Raw genomic sequence first — 18,906 nt, 5'->3', positions numbered from 1 at the left:
GCAGATATACGGAGCAACGCACCCGGACCGTACGTAAAAACTCCCGATCCGCCCTCCCGGTCCGCCCGTCTCGCTTCCCGATCAGGGACGCTGCGCCGCCCCCGCCGCCCAGCGGGTCAGCTCCTCCGGGCACGGCGTGCCCCGCGGCAGCTGGTATTTCGCCGCCACCCGGTACACCCCGGGCCCCGGGGCCAGCAGCTCCGTCCACACATCGCCCGCGGTGTCGGGAGCGGCCTTGAACAGGCACCCGGCCGTGTTCGCGTACTCCTTCGGCAGCGTGCCCGAGCCCGAGCCGCCGCCCCCGCTGCGCGCCTTCGAAGCAAACGTCTCCTGCGGCGGCGGCACCGGCTTGCCCGCGCCGTCCACCAGCCCCAGCCACGGCGAGTGCGGGATCCGCACGAGCACCCGCCCGGCCGCCTTCACGTCGACGACCAGCTGGTCCGCGCCCGCCCGCACCACCGTGGCCTGCCCGGACACCAGGTCCGTCGGCGCGTCCACCTTGAAGAGCCGCCAGTTCGCGTCGCCCCACACCTGCTGCAGGTACGGGAGCCCCCCGCGCACCAGCTTCGCCTCGTCCTCACCGCCCGAATCGGGTTTGTCGGCCGGCAGCACCACGTAGTGCACGGCCCAGCGGTCCAGCCACTCCCGGTAGCTGTCGGCCGTGAGGGTGTCGTCGTAGAAGAGCGGGTTCCGCTCGAGGTCCGCCTGCCGGTTCCAGCCGCGCGCGAGGTTCACGTACGCGGGGAAGGCCGAGGACTCGCGGTGGCTGCTGGCCGGGACCACCTCGACCCGGCCGCGGTCGGCGCCCGCCTTCTTCAGCTGGTCGACCAGCGGGGCCAGCTCCCGGTTCCAGGCGGCCACCGGGGTGGTGCGCACGATGTCCGTGATGCTGTTGGCGGTGATCCAGATGTTGATCCCGGCGAACGCGAGCAGCACCGCGTACCAGTGCCGGGTGCGCGGGACCGTGTACGGGACGGCGGCGAGCAGCACGGCCCCGCCGAACAGCATGACCAGCCGGGTGACGTTCGAGCCGACCTGCGAGTCGATCGCCCAGGTCAGCAGTACCCCGAAGGCGTAGACGGCGGAGGCGATCCGGACGGTCTTCCACCGCTTCGGTACGAGGAACAGGATCGCCAGCCCGAAGAGGAACGGCGGCGCGGCCGAGCCGAGCTTCATGGGCTGCGTCCCGGAGAACGGGAACAGCCAGGCCGACAGCCCGACCACCGCCGCCGGGGCCAGCCCCAGCGCGTACGCCCCGGGGCGCCGCCCGGACAGGAACAGCGCGGCCGCGATCACCCCGAGGAACAGTCCGGCGACGGGGCTGGAGGCGGTCGCGAGCGCGGCCAGCGGGGCCGCCACCGCGGCCTTGGCCCAGCGCCGCTCCGCCCATTTGCGGGGCCAACAGAAGACGGCGGCGACGGCACCGAGCGCGAACATCGCGCCGAGGCCGAAGGTCACCCGGCCGGACAGGGCGTTGCAGAGCAGCCCGTACACCCCGGCCAGGGCCGGCCACAGCGGCTCGCGGACGGTGCCGCGGCAGCGGGTCAGGATCAGCGCGAGCAGCCCGGCCGAGACCGTGCCGGCGACCATCATCGTGGTCCGCACGCCGATCATGTACATCACGTACGGGGACACCACGCTGTACGAGACGGGGTGCATGCCGCCGTACCAGGCGAGGTTGTACGCCGAGTCCGGATGGCGGCCGACGAACTCGGCCCAGGCGTCCTGCGCGGCCAGGTCGCCGCCGCTGTTGGCGAAGCTGAAGAACCAGACGACGTGCAGGACCGCGGCGAGCACGGTGGCGACCAGCACCGGGTGCCGGCGGGCCCAGCCGAGGGCCCCCGGGGTCCCTATGCCGCCGGGCGCGGGAGCCGGGACGGAGCCGGAAGCGGAACCTGAGCCCGAGCCCGAGCCGGCCTCGGGCACACCGGATCCACCGGCGGCGGCTGGCGCACTCCGGCTCTGGCTCTGGCTCTGCTGTTCAGCAGTGGTCACTGCCGTGCTCCCCGGACTTCCCGGCACATCGATCGAACATCTGCGGCCCCTTCTCGGGTCCCGTTCCCGGGTCGCTAGACGCGAGACGGCGCCCCGGGGTTGCCCGGGGCGCCGAATCACGCGGTCAGCTCACCGATACCGGCGATCAGCCGACACGGGTCAGTTTGCTGCCGATGCCCGGCGCGGCGAGGTCGCTCTGCAGCGCCACCGGCACCTTCACCTGGCTGGCTCCTTCGCCGACGGTCAGCACGCCGATCTCGGTTCCCGCCTTGGCGGTCTGCGGGAGCTTGGCGTCCCCGTCGGCCAGCTTGATGTCGACCGTGAGCGACGGCCAGCCGACCGCCTCCACGTCAGCGGTCGCGATGACCGGGGTGTGCCCGCCGAGTCCGTCGTCCACGTACCCGACGGCATCGCCCTTCTTCACGACGGGCGCGTTCACCAGCATCTTCTGCGTGGCCAGCATGACCTGCTTGCTGGCCGCGATCGCCGTGTCGAGGATCGGGACGCCGTACTGGCCGAGCACCGCACCGACGATCAGCTGCCTGGTGTTGCCGACCTGCTTCTCGGCGGCGAAGAGCAGGTTGCCTCCGGCCTTGGTGGTGGAGCCGGTCTTGATGCCGAGCGCGCCGTTGCCCGGGATGAGGGTGTTGTAGTTGCGCCACTTCTTGCCGTACTGGTCGGTCCATTCCGGCAGCTTGGTGATCGCGACCAGCTCCGGCATCTCCACGACCTTGAGACCGAGCTTGACCTGGTCCTCGGCGGTGCTGACCGTCGCCGCGTCCAGACCCGAGGGGTCGGTGTACGTCGTGTTGGTCATGCCGAGTTCCTTGGCGGCGTCGTTCATCTTCTTGACGAACGCCTCCTGGTCGCCGCCGGAGTCCCAGCGCGCGAGCAGCCGCGCGACGTTGTTGGCCGAAGGGATCATGATCGCGGCGAGGGCGTCGTACTCATTGATCTTGTCGCCCGCCTTGAGCGTGCCGACCGTGGACTCGCCCTCGGAGCTCTTGGCGCCGTCGTCGACCGCCGTCTTGTCGATGTCGATCAGCGGACCCTTCTCCCCCTTCTTGAGGGGGTGGTTCTTCAGGATCACGTACGCCGTCATGGTCTTCGCGACGCTGCCGATGGCGACCGGCTTCTGCTCGCCGAAGCTGCCGACGGTGCCGAGGCCCGCGGCGGCCATGTAGCCCTGGCCCTCCTTCGGCCAGGGCAGGACCGGGTTGCCGCCGTCGAAGGTGTACGAGGACTTCGCGGTCATCGTGAGCTTCGGCTCGGGCAGCGGGCGCACGAGCTGGACGACGGCCAGGATGATCGCGAGGAGCGCGACGAGCGGGGCGTAGATCTTGAACCGCCGGACGGCCGTGCGCATCGGGCTCGGCGGCGGGGGCGGGTTGTTGGTCAGGTCCGCGAGCATGTCGAGCGGCGGCTTGGGCGGCAGCGGCTGCTGCGTGGTCCGCTCGGTGTGCTCGGGGACGACCGGCTTCGGGGCGACCGGCTTCGGGGCGGCGGGCGCCGGGGCCTGGGCGGCCGCCGATGCCGAAGCCGATGCCGAAGCCGCGGGCTTGGCCGCCGGGCCCTCGTCCTTGCGCAGCGGCACGTACGTACTGGCCCGCTCCCCGCCGACCGCCTTCGGCGGGGCAGGGCGGGAGGCGGCGGGCTTCTCCGGGGCCGGAGCCGATGCCTTGGGCGACGCCTTCGCGTCCGGAGCCTTCGCTTCCGGAGCCTTCGCGTCGGGCTTCACGGCCCGGAAGACGGCGGTGCGCTCGCTGTCGCCCGGCTCCTCGGCGGGCTTCCCGGCAGCAGCCGGGGCGGCCTTCGCGGCGCCCGAAGCGGAATCCAGCTTCGGAGCCCGGAAGACGGCCGTGCGCTCGCTGTTCGCCGGCTCGTCGGAAGCCTTGCCGGCTGCGGGGGCCTTCGCGGCGCCCGAGGCGGAATCCAGCTTCGGAGCCCGGAAGACGGCGGTGCGCTCGCTGTCCCCCGCATCGGCGGGGGCCGCGCCCTTGGCGTCACCGGAAGCGGAACCACCGGCAGGGCTTCGGTCACCGTCGACCGGCTGCTCGGCGCCGGACGCCGAGGCACCCGTACCGCTCCCCGGCTTCACGGCGCGGAAGACCGCAGTGCGCTCGCTGTCGGCCGGCTTCTCGGCAGCAGCCGGCTTGTCCGCGGCCGGCGCCGAACCGGAACCTGCGCGCGCGGCTTTCGCAGGCTTGTCCGCGGCGGAATCGTCCGAGCCGCCCCGGACGGGAGCCGAGGACGGCTTCCCGGCCGACGCATAGGCGGCAGCCGGCTTCGCAGCGGCGGAAGCGGAGGCCGAACCCGCGTTCGGGGCGCGGAACACCGCGGTGCGCTCGCTGTCGTCCGCCGGCCCACCCGCGGAAACGGAAGCCGAGCCCGACTTCTCGGCCGGTGCATCGGCAGCCGCCGGCTTCGCAGTCGCGGACGCGGGGGCATCCGTACCGCCGTTGGCGGAGGCCGACTCCGGGCGCGGCTTCTCGGCGTCCGACGACTCGTCCGCAGAAGCGGAATCCGAGTCGGAAGCGGAATCGGCGGCGGGAGCGGAAGCGGAGTCGGCATCGGAGACATCCGCCGGCTTCGGTGCGCGGAAGACCGCGGTGCGCTCGCTGTCGGCCGCGGGCTCGGCCGCGGGCTCGGAGTCCACCCGTCCGGAGGACCCGGCGCCCGGCTTCGGCTCCGCGGCGGAGCCGTCGGCTTCCGCGTCGGTCGTCGCCACCCACGCCGCCACCGCCTCGCGCAGCGGATCCCGGCTCTTGCCCTCGCCGGAGCCGGAGCCGGTGCCGGAGCCGGTGCCGGAGCCGGTGCCGGAGCCGGTGCCGGAGGCAGAGGCGGTCCCGGACTCGGGTTCCCGCGGCCGGAACACAGACAACCTCGGGTCACGCTCCGCGGAGGACATCGCCGCCCCCGACGCTCCTTCATCAACCGACTTGTCGGGGGACTCGCCCGCCACCAGTTCCTCCTCGATCGCCACCACGTCCGGCTGTCCGAATGTCTAACAGTGTCCCGTCTAGGGAGCATCGCCCCCGCGCTAGACGAGAACGACATAGTTGCCGGTTCCCCCACAAAGCGACCAGGCGCTCTCGACAGATGAATGTGAGAGGCGTCACCCTGTCACTCATCCACGCGGGGAGGCATGGATGGGCAGGAGCCGCAGAACAATTCCGGAGGAGCTTCTGCTGCTCGCTTTGGACCCGACCACGGGTACCACGGCGCAGCCGCAGTCGCTCGACCTCGGCCTGGCCGGGGCACAGCTAGTAGAGCTGGCTCTGGCAGGACGGATAGCCCCTGACGGGGATCGTATCGCCGTGGTGATGCCACGGCCGACAGGAGATCCGACTCTGGACTCCGCACTGGAACTGCTGCGCAGGCGCGGCAGCCCGGTACGGGCCGTCCACTGGATCGGTGGACCCCGGTTGGGGCTCCGCCAGATTTACCTCGCTCATCTGGAGCGTTGCGGCATGGTGCATGCCGTCGCGGGACAGATGTGCGGAGTGCTGCCGACGACTCGCTACCAGGCGACCGACACGGCGATCAGCCGGGAGATCCGTGCCCGGCTCGACAGTGCGATCCGCACCGGCGTACCGCCGGACCCGCGGACCGCGGCGCTCGCCGCACTGGCCCACGCGGTCGGACTCGGCAAGCACCTGTACCCCGGCAACGAGGGGCGGTCGTCCAGGTCCCGGCTGCGGGATCTGATCCGGCACGACCCGATGGGCGGACTCGTGGCGCATGCCGTCATGGACGTCCAGAACGGTGTGGCTGCGCAGCCGCGCCGTGACCGCGCACCGGCGGCACCGCCGCCCGCCCGGGCCACGGCGAACGGCGTTCCGCTGCAGGCACGCCGGACGGGCGCGATGGCCCGCGCGGCCGCGCACTGATCCACGGCTTCACCGATTCACGGATTCACAGATTCACGGATTCACGGCACTACGGATTCACCGCTCCACCGAACCGCCATCGCCACAACCGGCGTCCCCGATGACCCGGTTCGGGAGCCGCCAGCGCGCGGGATGGCGAGGCCGGTCCGCCGGCCCCGCCGTCCCGCGCGTCTGCGTTTCCGGGCCGTTCTCCGGCGCCGCCCCGCCCTTCGGTGGCAGTCTGCTCACCATCAGACACGCAGAGAGACAGAACCAGAAGAAGGCGGAGGTGCCGTTCAAGTGGCGTCCAATGTCAATCCCACCGTCCGACGCCGCCGACTGGGCATGGAGTTGCGCAAGCTCCGCGAAGACAAGGGCATGACGGCCGAGCAGGTCGCCGAGCGCCTGCTCGTCTCCCAGTCGAAGATCAGCAGGCTGGAGAACGGCCGCCGTTCCATCAGTCAGCGCGACGTCCGCGACCTGTGCGACGTGTACGAGGTCGAGGACCGCCGGCTCGTCGACTCCCTCATGCAGATGGCCAAGGACTCCCGCCAGCAGGGCTGGTGGCACGCCTTCGGCGACATCCCGTACAGCGTCTACATCGGCCTCGAGACCGATGCCGCGAGCCTGCGCACCTACGAACCCCAGATGGTGCCCGGCCTGCTCCAGACCCCGGAGTACGCCCAGGCCCTCATCCGCGGCGCGCTGCCCGAGACGGCCCCGGTCGACGTGGAGAAGCGCGTCCAGGTGCGGATGCACCGGCAGAAACGGCTCTCCGAGACGGACAACAACAACCCGGAGGTCGGGCCGCTGCGGCTGTGGGCGGTCATCGACGAGGCCGCGCTGCGCCGGCACGTGGGCGACCCCCAGCTGATGATCAGGCAGCTCGAGTACTTGATAGAGCAGTCCGAGCAGCCGTACATCACGGTGCAGGTGATGCCGTTCTCGATGGGCGCCCATCCGGGCGTGAACGGCCAGTACGCCATCCTGGAATTCCCGGATGCGTCCGATTCGACGGTCGTCTACATCGAGGGCGTGACGAGCGATTTGTACCTGGAGAAGGCCAACGACGTTCAGAAGTACAGCGTGATGTACGAGCACCTGCGCGCACAGGCGCTCAATGTGGAACAGACACGCCAGTTCATCGGCGAGATCATCGGCCAGTATGCGGGCAAGGGGAAGTAAAAGCGGAGGCAGCGGACACCGCGTTGACGGGCAGGTGGCGAGGGGGGCCGGTACGGTACACCGTCGCTCCCCGGCCACAGAAGTCCTGAATGGAATATGCCACTCGGTCGGGTGAATGACCCCTTCAGCCGTCGGAAGGTGCCGGTAGCGTCGATCACGTCGGTCAGGGAAACCGAAATGACCGACACATCACTGGCACAACTCGCTGAACCGGAGAGAAACATGGCTATTCGTCAGGGCGCCACGGACAACTGGACCAAGTCCTCCTACTCCGGCGGAAACGGCGCTTGCGTCGAGGTCAAGTCCCCCGTCATGGAGGCCATCGCGGTGCGCGACTCGAAGGTGCAGGACGGTCCGTCCCTCACCTTCGCGCCGGGCTCCTGGACCTCGTTCGTGGCCGACGTCACCGAGGGCCGGCTGGGGCGCCTCGCCTGAACGTCACGGCGTACGACCCCACCGATCCTCTCTCTGCACCACGCGCAACAACTGCGTTACAGGAACCACCTGCACCACCTGCACCACTGACTGAAGCCCTCTCGACTGGCCCGCCGTCCCGGCCGAGGGGGCTCGGCCATGTCCGGGTCCAGCTCCGGGTCCAGGTCCAGCTCCGGTTCCGGTTCCACTTCCGGCTCGTCTCCGCCTAGCGGAGCTCGTTCACGTACCGGTCCGTCCCCGGCACCGTCGGGATGAACGGCGCCACCAGCTCCACCCGCCCCAGCCCGGCCTCGGCGACCTCGGTGTCCAGCCCCCGGAACCCGTCCCAGCAGGTGCGCGGATCGGCCTCCAGGAACCACAGCAGCGTCAGCCGGGTGTCGACCCCCTCGACCTGCTTGACGTACGTCATCCGGTCGCCGGGCAGCGGGGTCGGCCGGAAGACCGTCACCATCGCGGCCGGCGAGCCGTGCAGCCGCTTCGGCAGGGCGCGCGAGCGCAGCCACTCCAGCAGCTCCTCCCGCTGTTCGGGCCCGTCGGCATCGACGACCTGGACGACGAGGCCGGCGTACGGGTGGTCGAGGGCGTGGAAGTCCCGCGGGCCGGCGGCCCCGTCGCGGTAGACGGTGGCCTCGTGGTCCTGGAAGGACGTGAAGACGTGGGTGCGGTCCTGGTAGACGCGGCCGTCCCGGTTGAGCCGCTTGTTGATGCCGACGGTCCACTTCATGTGTTCGTCGTAGCGGCCCTCGGTGACCCAGTACGTGGAGATGTAGCACCCGGCGGTGACGGGCTGGGCGACGGCCGACTTCTCCGGGTAGCGCAGTTCCCGGAGTTCGCGGGTGGCGACCCAGCGGCGGCCCGCGTACATCCAGGGCATGGCCATGGCGCCGGCGTAGTAGTGGTCGTCCTCGTACCAGCGGTTGTACGCGTACTCGTGGCCCGGGTGCGGTTCGACCATGGTGATCAGCGCATGGCCGGGCCGGACGCCGTAAGGGCCCACGGCCGCCAGCTCGGCGTAGGTGTCGGGATGGGTTTCCTGGCTCTCTCGGTTCTCCGTCGTCATGGGGAACGGTCTAGCTGATGCCACGTCAGATGGGGAGGGGGTGCGCCGCGTTCCACTCCCTGACATGTAGGTGCCGTATGCATCTTTTCGTGGCTAGGATGCGCCCACTCGCCTCCCCCGAAGGAGTACCCGTGCCGTCCACCGCCGCCGCCCCGCACTCGCCGCCGCCCGCCTTCGCCGCCCGCGCCCGCGCCGTCGCCGGCTCGCCCATCCGCGAGATCCTCGCCCTGACCGCACGCCCCGGGGTGATCTCCTTCGCCGGCGGCCTGCCCGCCCCGGAGCTCTTCGACACCGAAGGCCTGCGGGCCGCGTACGACGCCGCCTTCGCGGTGTCGGCGAGCCGGGCGCTGCAGTACTCGACCACCGAGGGCGCGCCGGAGCTGCGGGAGGCGGTGGCCGCGCGGGCGACGGCCCGGGGGCTGGAGACCACCGCGGACGACGTACTGATCACCACCGGGTCCCAGCAGGCCCTCGCGCTGATCACCTCGACGCTCGTCGAGCCGGGCGACGTGGTCCTCGTCGAGAACCCGACCTACCTGGCGGCGCTCCAGTGCTTCGGGATGGCGGGGGCGCGAGTGATCCCCGTCCCCTGCGACGACCAGGGCATCCGGCCCGATGCGCTGGAGGAGATCGTGGCGCGGGAGCGGCCCAAGCTGCTGTATTCGGTGCCGACGTTCCAGAACCCCACCGGGCGCACCCTGCCCGGCGCCCGGCGGGCCGCGGTGGCGGGGATCGCGGCGGGGCGCGGGCTGTGGCTGGTGGAGGACGACCCGTACGGAGACCTCCGGTTCGAGGGGGCCGAGGTCCCGTGGCTCGCGGCGCACCCGGGGGCGGAGGACCGTACGGCGCTGCTCGGGAGCTTCTCGAAGATCATGGCTCCGGGGCTCCGGCTGGGCTGGCTCCGCGCGCCGGCCGCGCTGCGGCGGGCGGCGGTGGTGACCAAACAGGCGGCGGACCTGCACACGTCGACGGTGGACCAGCTGGCGGCGGCCCACTACCTGCGCGAGGTGGACCTCGACGCGCACGTCGCCACGGTGCGCACGGCCTACCGGGCCCGGCGCGACGCCCTGCTGGCGGGGCTGGGCGCGGCACTTCCGGCGGGCTCGGCCTGGAACCGTCCGGAGGGCGGGATGTTCGTGTGGGCCCGGCTGCCGGAGGGACACGACGCCACGGGCCTGCTGAAGGAGGCGATATCGCGTGACGTGGCATTCGTTCCGGGAGCACCGTTCTACACGGGCACGCCCGATCCTCGTACGTTGCGCCTGTCGTTCACGACGCACACGCCGGAGGAGATCGAGGAGGGCCTGGCCCGCCTGACGCAGGCAGCAGCTGCTTCCGGCTGACCCCCGAAGCGGCCCTCCTCGATGCCGGGCGGACGTGCCGCCCCCCGGAATCGGCTCCGGGGACCGTCCCGTGCGGTGCGGGCGCGAGGCCTCACGCCCGCACCGCACGCGGATCGGCCGGGACTAGCTCACCCAGGCGATCCGCTGCACCGTGTCGTTGTAGCCCGACGGCTCCTCGAGCTTCTCGCCGGCTTTCAGGATGCGCTCGCCCTTGCCGATCAGCTTCACGTCACTGTCCGTCAGGTTGACCCACGATGAGACGTTCTTGGACATGCTGCCCCCGCCGGGGATGGGCAGCTGGGCGAGGTCGACGTCGAAGCCGGCACCGATTCCATAGCCCGGGCCCTGGCAGCTGTAGTGCTGGTACAGACCGAGGGTCTTGGGCGGACACGGCGAACCCTCGGGAAGGATCTGGACTACGCCGGGCGGCAATTGCGACATGGCTCTCTCCGTTCTTCAGCCCCGTCGGCGTCTCCGGCGGGGATCGGTGCCGCAAACGTTCCACCTGCGGACGGCTCGGACCGACCTCCACACGAGGCTTGATCGTTACTGCAATGAACATGACCACCCGGATGGCCGCCAGGGAGGCCGCCGACGGGCCACCGTCACGTCGGCGCGATCCGGGCTGACCGCCCCTTCCCTCCGGCGCCCTCCCGCCGTAGCCTGACGCTCCGTCAGATACACCCCTGCGCCGGGAGGCCACGCGCATGCTGCTGCAAGGGAAGACCGTCATCGTCTCCGGCGTCGGGGCCGGGCTCGGGCATCAGGTGGCTGCGGCTGTGGTCCGGGACGGGGGGAATGCCGTGCTCGGGGCGCGGACCGAGGCCAATCTCGCCAAGTCCGCCGCCGAGATCGACCCCGAGGGGATGCACACGGCATACCTGCCGACGGACATCACGGACGAGGGCCAGTGCGCGGCCCTGGCCGAGCTGGCGCGGGCACGGTTCGGCGGGATCGATGCCGTGGTGCACGTCGCCGCCTGGGATTCCTATTTCGGCGGGCTCGAGGACGCCGATTTCGGGACGTGGTCGCAGATCATCGACGTCAATCTGCTGGGGACGCTGCGGATGACCCGGGCCTGCCTGGGGGGCCTCAAGGTGGCGGGCGGGTCCGTCGTCATCGTGGGGACGCAGTCTGCCGTTGCTGCGCCCAACGAGGTGCAGCAGGCCGCGTATGCCGCCTCCAAGGGGGCGCTGACCTCCGCGATGTACTCCATGGCCCGCGAGCTCGGCCCGCACCGGATCAGGGTCAACACGGTGCTGCCCGGGTGGATGTGGGGGCCGCCCGTGCAGGCGTTCGTGACCTTCACCGCGCACACCGAGGGAGTCCCCGAAGCCGAGGTGCACGCCCGGCTCACCGAGCGGATGGCGCTGCCCGACCTTGCCACGGACGGGGACGTCGCCGACGCCGCCGTGTTCCTCGCCTCCGACCGGGCGCGGGCGATAACCGGCCAGTCCCTGCTGGTCAACGCCGGTGAGCTGATGCGATGAGGCACCTCGCGGCCGGGGCATCGGATCGTATGCTCACCGCATGACGACTCCGACCGAAAACGCGATGCGCCGCGCGCTCAAGCGAGCCCGCGACGGCGTCGCGCTCGACGCGACCGAGGCGGCCGTACTCCTCCAGGCGCGCGGCGCGGACCTGGAGGACCTCGCCGCCTCCGCCGCCCGGGTCCGCGACGCCGGCCTCGCGGCCGCCGGGCGGCCCGGCGTCATCACGTACTCGAAGAGCGTGTTCATCCCACTGACCCGCCTGTGCCGTGACAAGTGCCACTACTGCACCTTCGCGACCGTCCCCGGCAAGCTCCGGCGGGCGGGGCACGGGATGTACATGTCGCCCGACGAGGTGCTCGACATCGCCCGCCGGGGTGCCGCGCTGGGCTGCAAGGAAGCACTCATCACGCTGGGCGACAAACCCGAGGAGCGGTGGCCCGAGGCGCGTGAGTGGCTCGAGGCGCAGGGGTACAGCGACACCGTCTCGTACGTGCGGGCCATTTCAATCCTGATCCTGGAGGAGACGGGGCTCCTGCCCCATCTGAATCCGGGTGTGATGTCGTGGGCCGACTTCCAGCGGCTCAAGCCGGTCGCGCCCTCGATGGGCATGATGCTGGAGACCACGGCCACGCGTCTGTGGTCCGAGCCCGGCGGCCCGCACTTCGGCTCCCCCGACAAGGAGCCGGCCGTACGGCTGCGGGTGCTGGAGGACGCCGGGCGGTCCTCCGTGCCCTTCACCTCCGGGCTGCTCATCGGGATCGGCGAGACGTACGAGGAGCGCGCCGAGTCGCTGTTCGCGCTGCGCCGGGTCTCGCGCTCGTACCACGGCGTGCAGGAGCTGATCATCCAGAACTTCCGCGCCAAGCCGGACACGGCGATGCGCGGTATGCCCGATGCCGAGCTGGACGACCTCGTCGCCACGGTCGCCGTCGCCCGGCACATCATGGGCCCCTCCGGCTGCCTCCAGGCGCCGCCCAACCTGGTCGACGGGGAGTACGCGCGGCTGATCCGCGCCGGCATCGACGACTGGGGCGGCGTCTCGCCGCTGACCCCCGACCACGTGAACCCCGAGCGTCCCTGGCCGCAGATCGACGTGCTGGCCGAGCAGTCCGCGGCGGCCGGCTTCGCGCTGCGCGAGCGGCTCTGCGTGTACCCGGAGTTCGTGCAGCGCGGCGAGCCGTGGCTGGACCCGCGGCTGCTGCCGCACGTACGGGCACTGGCCGATCCCGAGACCGGCCTCGCGAACCCCGGCGCCGAGGTCGTCGGCCGTCCGTGGCAGGAGCCGGAGGAGGGCTTCGCCTCGTACGGTCGCACCGATCTGCATTCCGGCATCGACACCGAGGGCCGGACCTCGGACCGGCGCGAGGACTTCGACCACGTCTACGGGGACTGGGAGGCGCTGCGCGAGGCCGCGGCGCCCGGCATGGTCCCGGAGCGCATCGACACCGATGTGCGGGCGGCGCTCGCGCAGGCCGCCGACGATCCGACGAAGCTGAGCGACGCCCAGGCGCTGGCGCTGCTGCACGCGGACGGCCCCGCGCTGGACGCGCTGTGCCGGATCGCGGACGACCTGCGCAAGTCGGTGGTCGGCGACGACGTCACGTACATCGTCACGCGGAACATCAACTTCACGAACGTCTGCTACACCGGCTGCCGCTTCTGCGCCTTCGCGCAGCGCCGTACGGACGCCGACGCGTACACGCTGTCGCTGGACCAGGTCGCCGACCGGGCCGCCCAGGCCTGGGACGTGGGCGCGGTCGAGGTGTGCATGCAGGGCGGCATCCACCCGGACCTGCCCGGGACGGCGTACTTCGACATCGCGCGCGCGGTGAAGCAGCGGGTGCCGGGGATGCACGTGCACGCGTTCTCGCCGATGGAGGTCGTCAACGGCGCGACGCGGACGGGGATGTCCGTACGGGAGTGGCTGACGGCCGCCAAGGAGGCCGGGCTGGACTCCATCCCGGGCACGGCGGCGGAGATCCTGGACGACGAGGTCCGCTGGGTGCTGACCAAGGGGAAGCTGCCGACGGCGGACTGGATCGATGTCATCACGACGGCGCACGAGCTGGGGATCCGGTCCTCGTCGACCATGATGTACGGGCACGTGGACCAGCCGCGGCACTGGCTGGGGCACTTCCGCACGCTGGCCCGGATCCAGCAGCAGACGGGCGGTTTCACGGAGTTCGTGACGCTGCCGTTCATCCACACCAACGCGCCCGTGTACCTGGCGGGCATCGCCCGGCCGGGCCCGACGGTCCGCGACAACCGTGCGGTGACGGCGATGGCCCGGATCCTGCTGCACCCGCACATCACCAACATCCAGACGAGCTGGGTGAAGCTGGGGGCCGAGGGCGCGGCCGAGATGCTGCGGTCGGGAGCCAACGACCTCGGCGGCACGCTGATGGAGGAGACCATCTCCCGGATGGCGGGATCGAGTTACGGCTCGTACAAGTCGGTACGGGACCTGATCGCCGTCGCGGAGGCCGCCGGGCGGCCCGCGAAGGCCCGTACGACGCTGTACGGGGAGGTGCCGCAGGAACGGCAGCAGGCGGCGCGCGCCTCGGACGGGCACCTGCCGGAGCTGCTGCCCGTACTGGACTAGGGGTACGGGAACGGCCCGGCCGGGAGCGATCCCGGCCGGGCCCTCGTCGCGGCGGGGTCAGCCGACGAGGAGGTCCTTCTTGAGCTGCTTCAGCTCGCGGGCGTCGATGCCGAGCCCGTCCTTCAGGTAGCGGTCGAAGGTGCCGTACTCCGCCTTGACCTCGTCGTAGCCGGAGTTCAGGTACTCGGGGCGCACGTCGAGCATCGGCTTGTACACGGCGGCCTGCGGGGCCGGCAGGTGCGACAGGATCGCGTCGTTGGCGGCCTTGCGGTAGTCGTTGCTGGCCAGGTAGTCGGCCATGACGGTGTCGCTCGGCACGCCGAGGGCGGTCAGCAGGGTGGCGTTCGCCCAGCCGGTGCGGTCCTTGCCGGCGGTGCAGTGGAAGAGGACGGCGCGGTCGCGGTCGCGCTCCAGGCCCTCGAAGACCTGGTTGTACGCCTTCTTGCCGCCCTCGCCGCCGACCATCGACTTCTCTGCGTCGACCATGGCCTTGACGGCCTCGTCCGGCGACTTCGGCATGACCTGGAAGGAGCCGGAGCCGGCGAAGACGTCGGCGACGGTGTACCTGGCGCCGACCGGGACCTTGTCGGGGTCCGTGGTGCGCTCGGTCTCCATGCGGAGGTCGAAGACGGTCTTCACGCGCAGGCGCTGGAGCTTGGCCAGGTCGGCCGCGGTCAGCTTGCTGAGGGCGTCGGAGCGGTAGACCTCGCCCATCTTGACCCACTGGCCGGTGGTGGTGCGGTAGCCGCCCGCGTCGCGGAAGTTGACCGCCCCCTCCAGCTTGATCAGGCGGTCGGCGAGGCGCAGACCCTCGCCGCGGTCGGGCTGGAAGTCGAACCACTGGCGGTCGGCGGCGGGCAGCCCCGACACCACGGCGGTACCCTCGGCGCCGCCCTTGGCGACGACCTTGCCGTTCGCCTTGATCTCGACCCGCTTGATCCCCTGGGCCTTCCACTTCAGGGTGAACGCACCGTCGGCGCCGGCGGTGACGGTGGCCTCGGTGAAGGGTATGGCGGTGCGGCTGTGGTGGTGGCCGCTCCAGGGGAGGTCCCAGCCGGTGGCGGCCGGGGCGGCGGTGGCGGCGGGGGCTGCGACCAGGGAAGCGGTGAGCGCGGAGGCGACGACGGTCGCGGCGAGGAGTGCCTTCTTCATGCCCTTGAGGCTGTTGGCTGCCGAAGAACTCTGCATGAACGAGACATGGCCGAAACCGACCGGCTCCAAGGCGAGTGACAAAACGTGCCACTTGTCGATCAAGGCGCGCTACCTGCGCTTCTGTCGACCCTTTCGGACCGGATGTGAACGAGATGTCTGCAGGTCCCTGCGCGCATTCCGGCCTTTCTGCTCGCACATACGGGCCGCTGGACCGCCTCCCTCCGGATCCGATCGGACGTGTCCATTACAGTGCGCGCCAGAGCATGCGGAGGCGGTGCAGGGGGATCGCGATGGACCACACGACGACCGAGAAGCCGGCCGAAGAGCACACGGCACCGGCCGGGCCCGGCACCGGGGCGCGGGCCGACGCGACGCTCGGCGGGCGCTCCGGGACACTCGGCGGGCGGTCCGGCGCGACGCCCGGCGGGCGGTCCGGGGCGGCCGTCGGGCTCTGGGGGCGCGCGGAGCAGCAGGACTTCCGCAGCCGCGTCCGCGGCACCCTCCTCGGCTCCGCCCTCGGCGACGCCTTCGGCGCCCCCCTGGCCGACCTCCCCCTCGACGCCGTACGCGAGGCGCACGGCCCGCAGGGCCTGACCGAGCCCGCCCCCGCGTACGGGCGCCGCGGCACGGTCACCGCCGCCACGCAGCTGACCCTGTTCACCGTCGACGGGCTGATCCGGGCCCACGTACGCCGGGACACCGGCGCCTGGCACCCGCCCACCGACATCCACCGCGCGTACCTGCGCTGGGCCGTCACCCAGCACGACTGGGGCCCCGACGAGCGCCGCAAGGACAACGGCTGGCTTGCCCGGCAGGAGTGGCTGTACGCCCGCCGCGGCCCCGGGCGCGCCTGTATGACCGGCTTCGCCGACGACGTCCTCGGCACCCTCGACCAGCCGAAGAACCCCACCGCCCGCGACGCGGCCGCCGCCACCCGTTCGGGACCCTTCGGCCTGCTGGTCGGCTGGGATCCGGCCCTGGTCCTCCAACTCGCCACCGAGTGCGCCGCGCAGAGCCACGGCCACCCCGCCGCATACCTCTCCGCCGGGGCCTTCGCCGTCATCGTCCACGGCCTCACCCGCGGCGACTCCCTCGACGCGGCCATCCAGCGCGCCCTCGGCCTGCTCGGCGCCCGCCCGGGCCACCAGAACGTCACCGACGCCCTCCAGCGCGCCGTCGCGGCGGTCCCGCAGGGGCCGCCCTCCCCGGAGGCCGTCGCATCCGTCGCCGCGGGCGAGGGCGGGGGTGGGGGTGGGGGCCTCGGCGCCGAGGACGCCCTCGCCGTCGCCGTCTACTGCGCGCTGGTCGCCGAGGACGTCCCGCACGGCCTGCGCCTCGCCGTCAACCACGACGGCGACTCCACCGCCGCCGGCGCCCTCTGCGGCGCGCTGCTCGGCGCACTCCACGGCGAGACCGCCCTCCCGGGCGCCTGGCTCGCGGACCTCGAAGGCCGCGCCACCCTGCTGGAAATCGCCGACGACTTCGCCCTCGAGATGACCCAGGGCCCCACCCTGCACGGACCGGCGGTCCCCGCCTCCGGCTGGCCGGCCCGCTACCCCGTCGGCTGACGCCCCCTCAACAATCCGACCCGCAGGCCGTAGCGTGACCTCCGCCGGTCCCGGGCGCCACGGACCACCCGTACGCCAGGGGCAACCCGCAAACCCGGACAGCCAGAAGAGCCACGGAGGTGCCCTCAGCCATGCGGATCGCCACGACCATCTTCCTGACCGACCACACCGTCTCCCCCGTCCGCCTCGCCCGCTCCCTCGAGGAGCGCGGGTTCGCCGGGCTCTACCTCCCCGAGCACACCCACATCCCGGTCAGCCGCGACACCTCCGCGCCCATGGGCGGCGAGCTCCCCGAGATGTACGGGCGCACCCTCGACCCCTTCGTCGCCCTGGCCCAGGCCGCCGCCGTCACCGAGCGCATCACCCTCGGCACCGGCATCACCCTGGTCGCCCAGCACGACCCGATCGACCTCGCGAAGCGGATCGCCACCCTGGACCACCTCTCCGGCGGCCGCTTCACCCTCGGGGTCGGCTACGGCTGGAACGTCGAGGAGGCCGCCGACCACGGCGTCGAGTGGCGCACCCGCCGCGAACTGGTCCGGGACCGGATGGCCCTGATGCGCGCCCTGTGGGCCCCGGAACCCACTGCGTACGTCGGCGAGTTCTCCTCCGTCCAGGCCAGCGCCGCCCACCCCAAGCCGGTCCAGCCCCCGCGCGAGCTCGGCCCCGGCCACCCCCTGCACGGCCCCCGCACCCTGATCGGCGGCGCGGCCGGCCCGAAGCTCTTCGCAGCCATCGCCGACCACGCCGACGGCTGGCTCCCGATCGGCGGCGGCGGACTCTCCGAGTCCCTGCCGGTGCTGCGCCAGATCTGGGAAACCGCGGGCCGCGACCCGAAGAACCTCCAGGTGGTCCCGTACGCGGTCCACCCGAACCCGGGCAAGCTCGCCCACTACGCGGACCTGGGCATCGAGGAGGTCGTCCTCCAGCTCCCGTCGGCCGAGGAGGCCGAGATCCTCCGGGTCCTGGACGACTTCGCGCAGTACCTGTAAATCGGTCGACGCAGGCGCACGGGCGGCCGGACCATGGCCTCCGAGAGGGGGCTGATCCACATGCCGGGCCAGCGCAAACGCAAACGCAGCAGGGAGCGGGCCCGCCGCCGGGCGCAGGACGTACCCGGCCGCTGGGAGCCGCTGTTCTCGACGCAGGAGCAGGCGGAGATGAAGGAGTACGTCCGCCGCCTCATCGCCGAGGGCAAGGTCACCGACCCCGAGCTCCTGCGGATCGACCAGTTCTGCGGCCGCCTCGTCCACCCGACGTCCTACCGGGTGAGCCTCTTCGTCCCGGAGGGATCCGCCTGACCGACCGGTCCGCGCTCAGCGCCGATCGGTGGCTCGCGGATGCCCGGTACCCGCCGGTCGATTCCAGGACTGTTACAGACGGAGGCCTACGCGCGCGCCCAGGCGGTGATCGAGCGGCAGACCGGCGGAGCGGAGGTCACACGGGAGCAGATCGACCACCTGTTGGAGTGCGCGAAACTGCCCAACGTCGACATCCAGATCATGCCGACGATCCAGCCGCTTCACGCGGGCACTGATGGCCCCTTCCGGCTCCTGGAAACCGAGGACAACGAGTGGCTGGGCTATAGCGAAGGGCAGAAGACGGGCTTCGTCATCTCCGACGCAAAAGCCATCAGCGTGCTCCATCAGCGGTATGCCAAACTTCGCATCCAGGCCCTCAACCCCGCCGATAGTGCGGGCCTGTTGATGCGAATGCGAGGATCCCTGTGAACAGCTCACCGTTGCGATGGTTCAAGAGCAGCTACAGGGGCAGCGAGGGCGACGACTGCGTGCAGGTCGCCCTCTCCTGGCACAAGTCGACGTACAGCAGTGGTGACGGCGACAGCTGCGTCGAGGTCGCCGCATGCACCGACGCCGTCCACATCCGGGACTCGAAGCTCACGGCGAGCCCGGAACTGGCCGTGCACCCGACGACCTGGACGGCTTTCCTCGGCGGGATCACCGGAGCCTGATCTCCGGCCCGACGGCGTCGGAAGAGGTGCTGGGGGCTGCCCGCCAGTCCACTGTCCTTCCGTGTCGTGCCGGCCCCTCAAGGGCGCTCCTTCGTCGCGTCGCTACGCGATGGCCTTCGGCCACCCTTGACCGACCGACCCGCCCCGGAATGCCATAAGACTGCCGGGAAGCCCCCGAAGGAACGGCATGGGGGACAGATAGGCACACGGGTCCATCAGAGATGCCCGGCCT

15 protein-coding genes and 1 pseudogene are annotated in these 18,906 nt (G+C 71.6%); 11 read left to right on the top strand and 5 right to left on the bottom strand.

Features of this window, described 5'->3' with window-relative positions; genetic code table 11:
- Positions 1-81: 81 nt before the first annotated feature.
- Complete coding sequence (locus OHT74_RS22700; RefSeq protein WP_443047467.1) at positions 82-1,995, bottom strand: MFS transporter; 1,914 nt, start codon at positions 1,993-1,995, stop codon at positions 82-84.
- Between the two features lie 145 nt (positions 1,996-2,140).
- Complete coding sequence (locus OHT74_RS22695) at positions 2,141-4,981, bottom strand: D-alanyl-D-alanine carboxypeptidase (RefSeq protein ID WP_328621214.1); 2,841 nt, start codon at positions 4,979-4,981, stop codon at positions 2,141-2,143.
- A gap of 163 nt (positions 4,982-5,144) precedes the next feature.
- On the opposite strand from OHT74_RS22695, the gene OHT74_RS22690 reads away from it, so the two are divergent.
- The 3 genes from OHT74_RS22690 (at position 5,145) to OHT74_RS22680 (ending at position 7,484) form a co-directional block, all read left to right on the top strand.
- Positions 5,145-5,885, top strand: coding sequence for a GOLPH3/VPS74 family protein (locus OHT74_RS22690; RefSeq protein WP_030302629.1), 741 nt, complete (start codon positions 5,145-5,147; stop codon positions 5,883-5,885).
- 279 nt (positions 5,886-6,164) lie between these two features.
- Positions 6,165-7,049, top strand: a complete 885-nt coding sequence (locus OHT74_RS22685; RefSeq protein WP_266666183.1) for a helix-turn-helix domain-containing protein — start codon at positions 6,165-6,167, stop codon at positions 7,047-7,049.
- Positions 7,050-7,271: 222 nt separating this feature from the next.
- Positions 7,272-7,484: a DUF397 domain-containing protein gene (locus OHT74_RS22680; RefSeq protein WP_133897754.1), complete on the top strand. Its 213-nt coding sequence runs from the start codon at positions 7,272-7,274 to the stop codon at positions 7,482-7,484.
- A gap of 205 nt (positions 7,485-7,689) precedes the next feature.
- Here the strand turns inward: OHT74_RS22680 and OHT74_RS22675 are convergent, their stop codons facing one another.
- Entirely contained in the window at positions 7,690-8,544 is an 855-nt protein-coding gene (locus OHT74_RS22675; protein ID WP_328621213.1) for a hypothetical protein, read from the bottom strand.
- A 98-nt stretch (positions 8,545-8,642) separates the two neighbouring features.
- Between OHT74_RS22675 and OHT74_RS22670 the strand changes: the two genes are divergently transcribed.
- Complete coding sequence (locus OHT74_RS22670) at positions 8,643-9,887, top strand: aminotransferase-like domain-containing protein (protein ID WP_328621212.1); 1,245 nt, start codon at positions 8,643-8,645, stop codon at positions 9,885-9,887.
- Between the two features lie 123 nt (positions 9,888-10,010).
- Here OHT74_RS22670 and OHT74_RS22665 read toward each other — a convergent pair whose 3' ends face one another.
- The gene (locus OHT74_RS22665) at positions 10,011-10,328 is read right to left on the bottom strand and encodes a hypothetical protein (protein ID WP_266666180.1); all 318 of its coding nucleotides are present in this window, start codon (positions 10,326-10,328) and stop codon (positions 10,011-10,013) included.
- Positions 10,329-10,594: 266 nt separating this feature from the next.
- Between OHT74_RS22665 and OHT74_RS22660 the strand changes: the two genes are divergently transcribed.
- Positions 10,595-11,377, top strand: coding sequence for an SDR family oxidoreductase (locus OHT74_RS22660; RefSeq protein WP_328621211.1), 783 nt, complete (start codon positions 10,595-10,597; stop codon positions 11,375-11,377).
- Between the two features lie 40 nt (positions 11,378-11,417).
- Positions 11,418-13,982, top strand: coding sequence for a bifunctional FO biosynthesis protein CofGH (locus OHT74_RS22655; protein ID WP_266666178.1), 2,565 nt, complete (start codon positions 11,418-11,420; stop codon positions 13,980-13,982).
- Between the two features lie 57 nt (positions 13,983-14,039).
- On the opposite strand, the gene OHT74_RS22650 is transcribed toward OHT74_RS22655, so the two are convergent.
- Positions 14,040-15,134, bottom strand: a complete 1,095-nt coding sequence (locus OHT74_RS22650; protein WP_328621210.1) for a tyrosine-protein phosphatase — start codon at positions 15,132-15,134, stop codon at positions 14,040-14,042.
- A gap of 290 nt (positions 15,135-15,424) precedes the next feature.
- Between OHT74_RS22650 and OHT74_RS22645 the strand changes: the two genes are divergently transcribed.
- The 5 genes and pseudogenes from OHT74_RS22645 (at position 15,425) to OHT74_RS22625 (ending at position 18,674) form a co-directional block, all read left to right on the top strand.
- On the top strand, positions 15,425-16,702 hold the full coding sequence (locus OHT74_RS22645; RefSeq protein ID WP_328621209.1) for an ADP-ribosylglycohydrolase family protein: 1,278 nt from the start codon (positions 15,425-15,427) through the stop codon (positions 16,700-16,702).
- A 131-nt stretch (positions 16,703-16,833) separates the two neighbouring features.
- Complete coding sequence (locus OHT74_RS22640; protein WP_266666175.1) at positions 16,834-17,694, top strand: LLM class F420-dependent oxidoreductase; 861 nt, start codon at positions 16,834-16,836, stop codon at positions 17,692-17,694.
- Positions 17,695-17,727: 33 nt separating this feature from the next.
- Entirely contained in the window at positions 17,728-18,003 is a 276-nt protein-coding gene (locus OHT74_RS22635) for a hypothetical protein (RefSeq protein ID WP_328621208.1), read from the top strand.
- A 54-nt stretch (positions 18,004-18,057) separates the two neighbouring features.
- Positions 18,058-18,432: pseudogene (locus OHT74_RS22630) on the top strand (DUF5753 domain-containing protein); the annotation flags it as partial.
- Positions 18,429-18,674: a DUF397 domain-containing protein gene (locus OHT74_RS22625; RefSeq protein ID WP_328621207.1), complete on the top strand. Its 246-nt coding sequence runs from the start codon at positions 18,429-18,431 to the stop codon at positions 18,672-18,674. The pseudogene OHT74_RS22630 and the gene OHT74_RS22625, both read left to right, overlap by 4 nt.
- Positions 18,675-18,906: the final 232 nt, after the last annotated feature.

Origin of the sequence: Streptomyces sp. NBC_00354, from assembly GCF_036106915.1 — a bacterium.
GTDB lineage: Bacteria > Actinomycetota > Actinomycetes > Streptomycetales > Streptomycetaceae > Streptomyces.
Note: the sequence above shows the minus strand (reverse complement) of the source record. Positions and strands in the feature narration are given on the sequence as shown.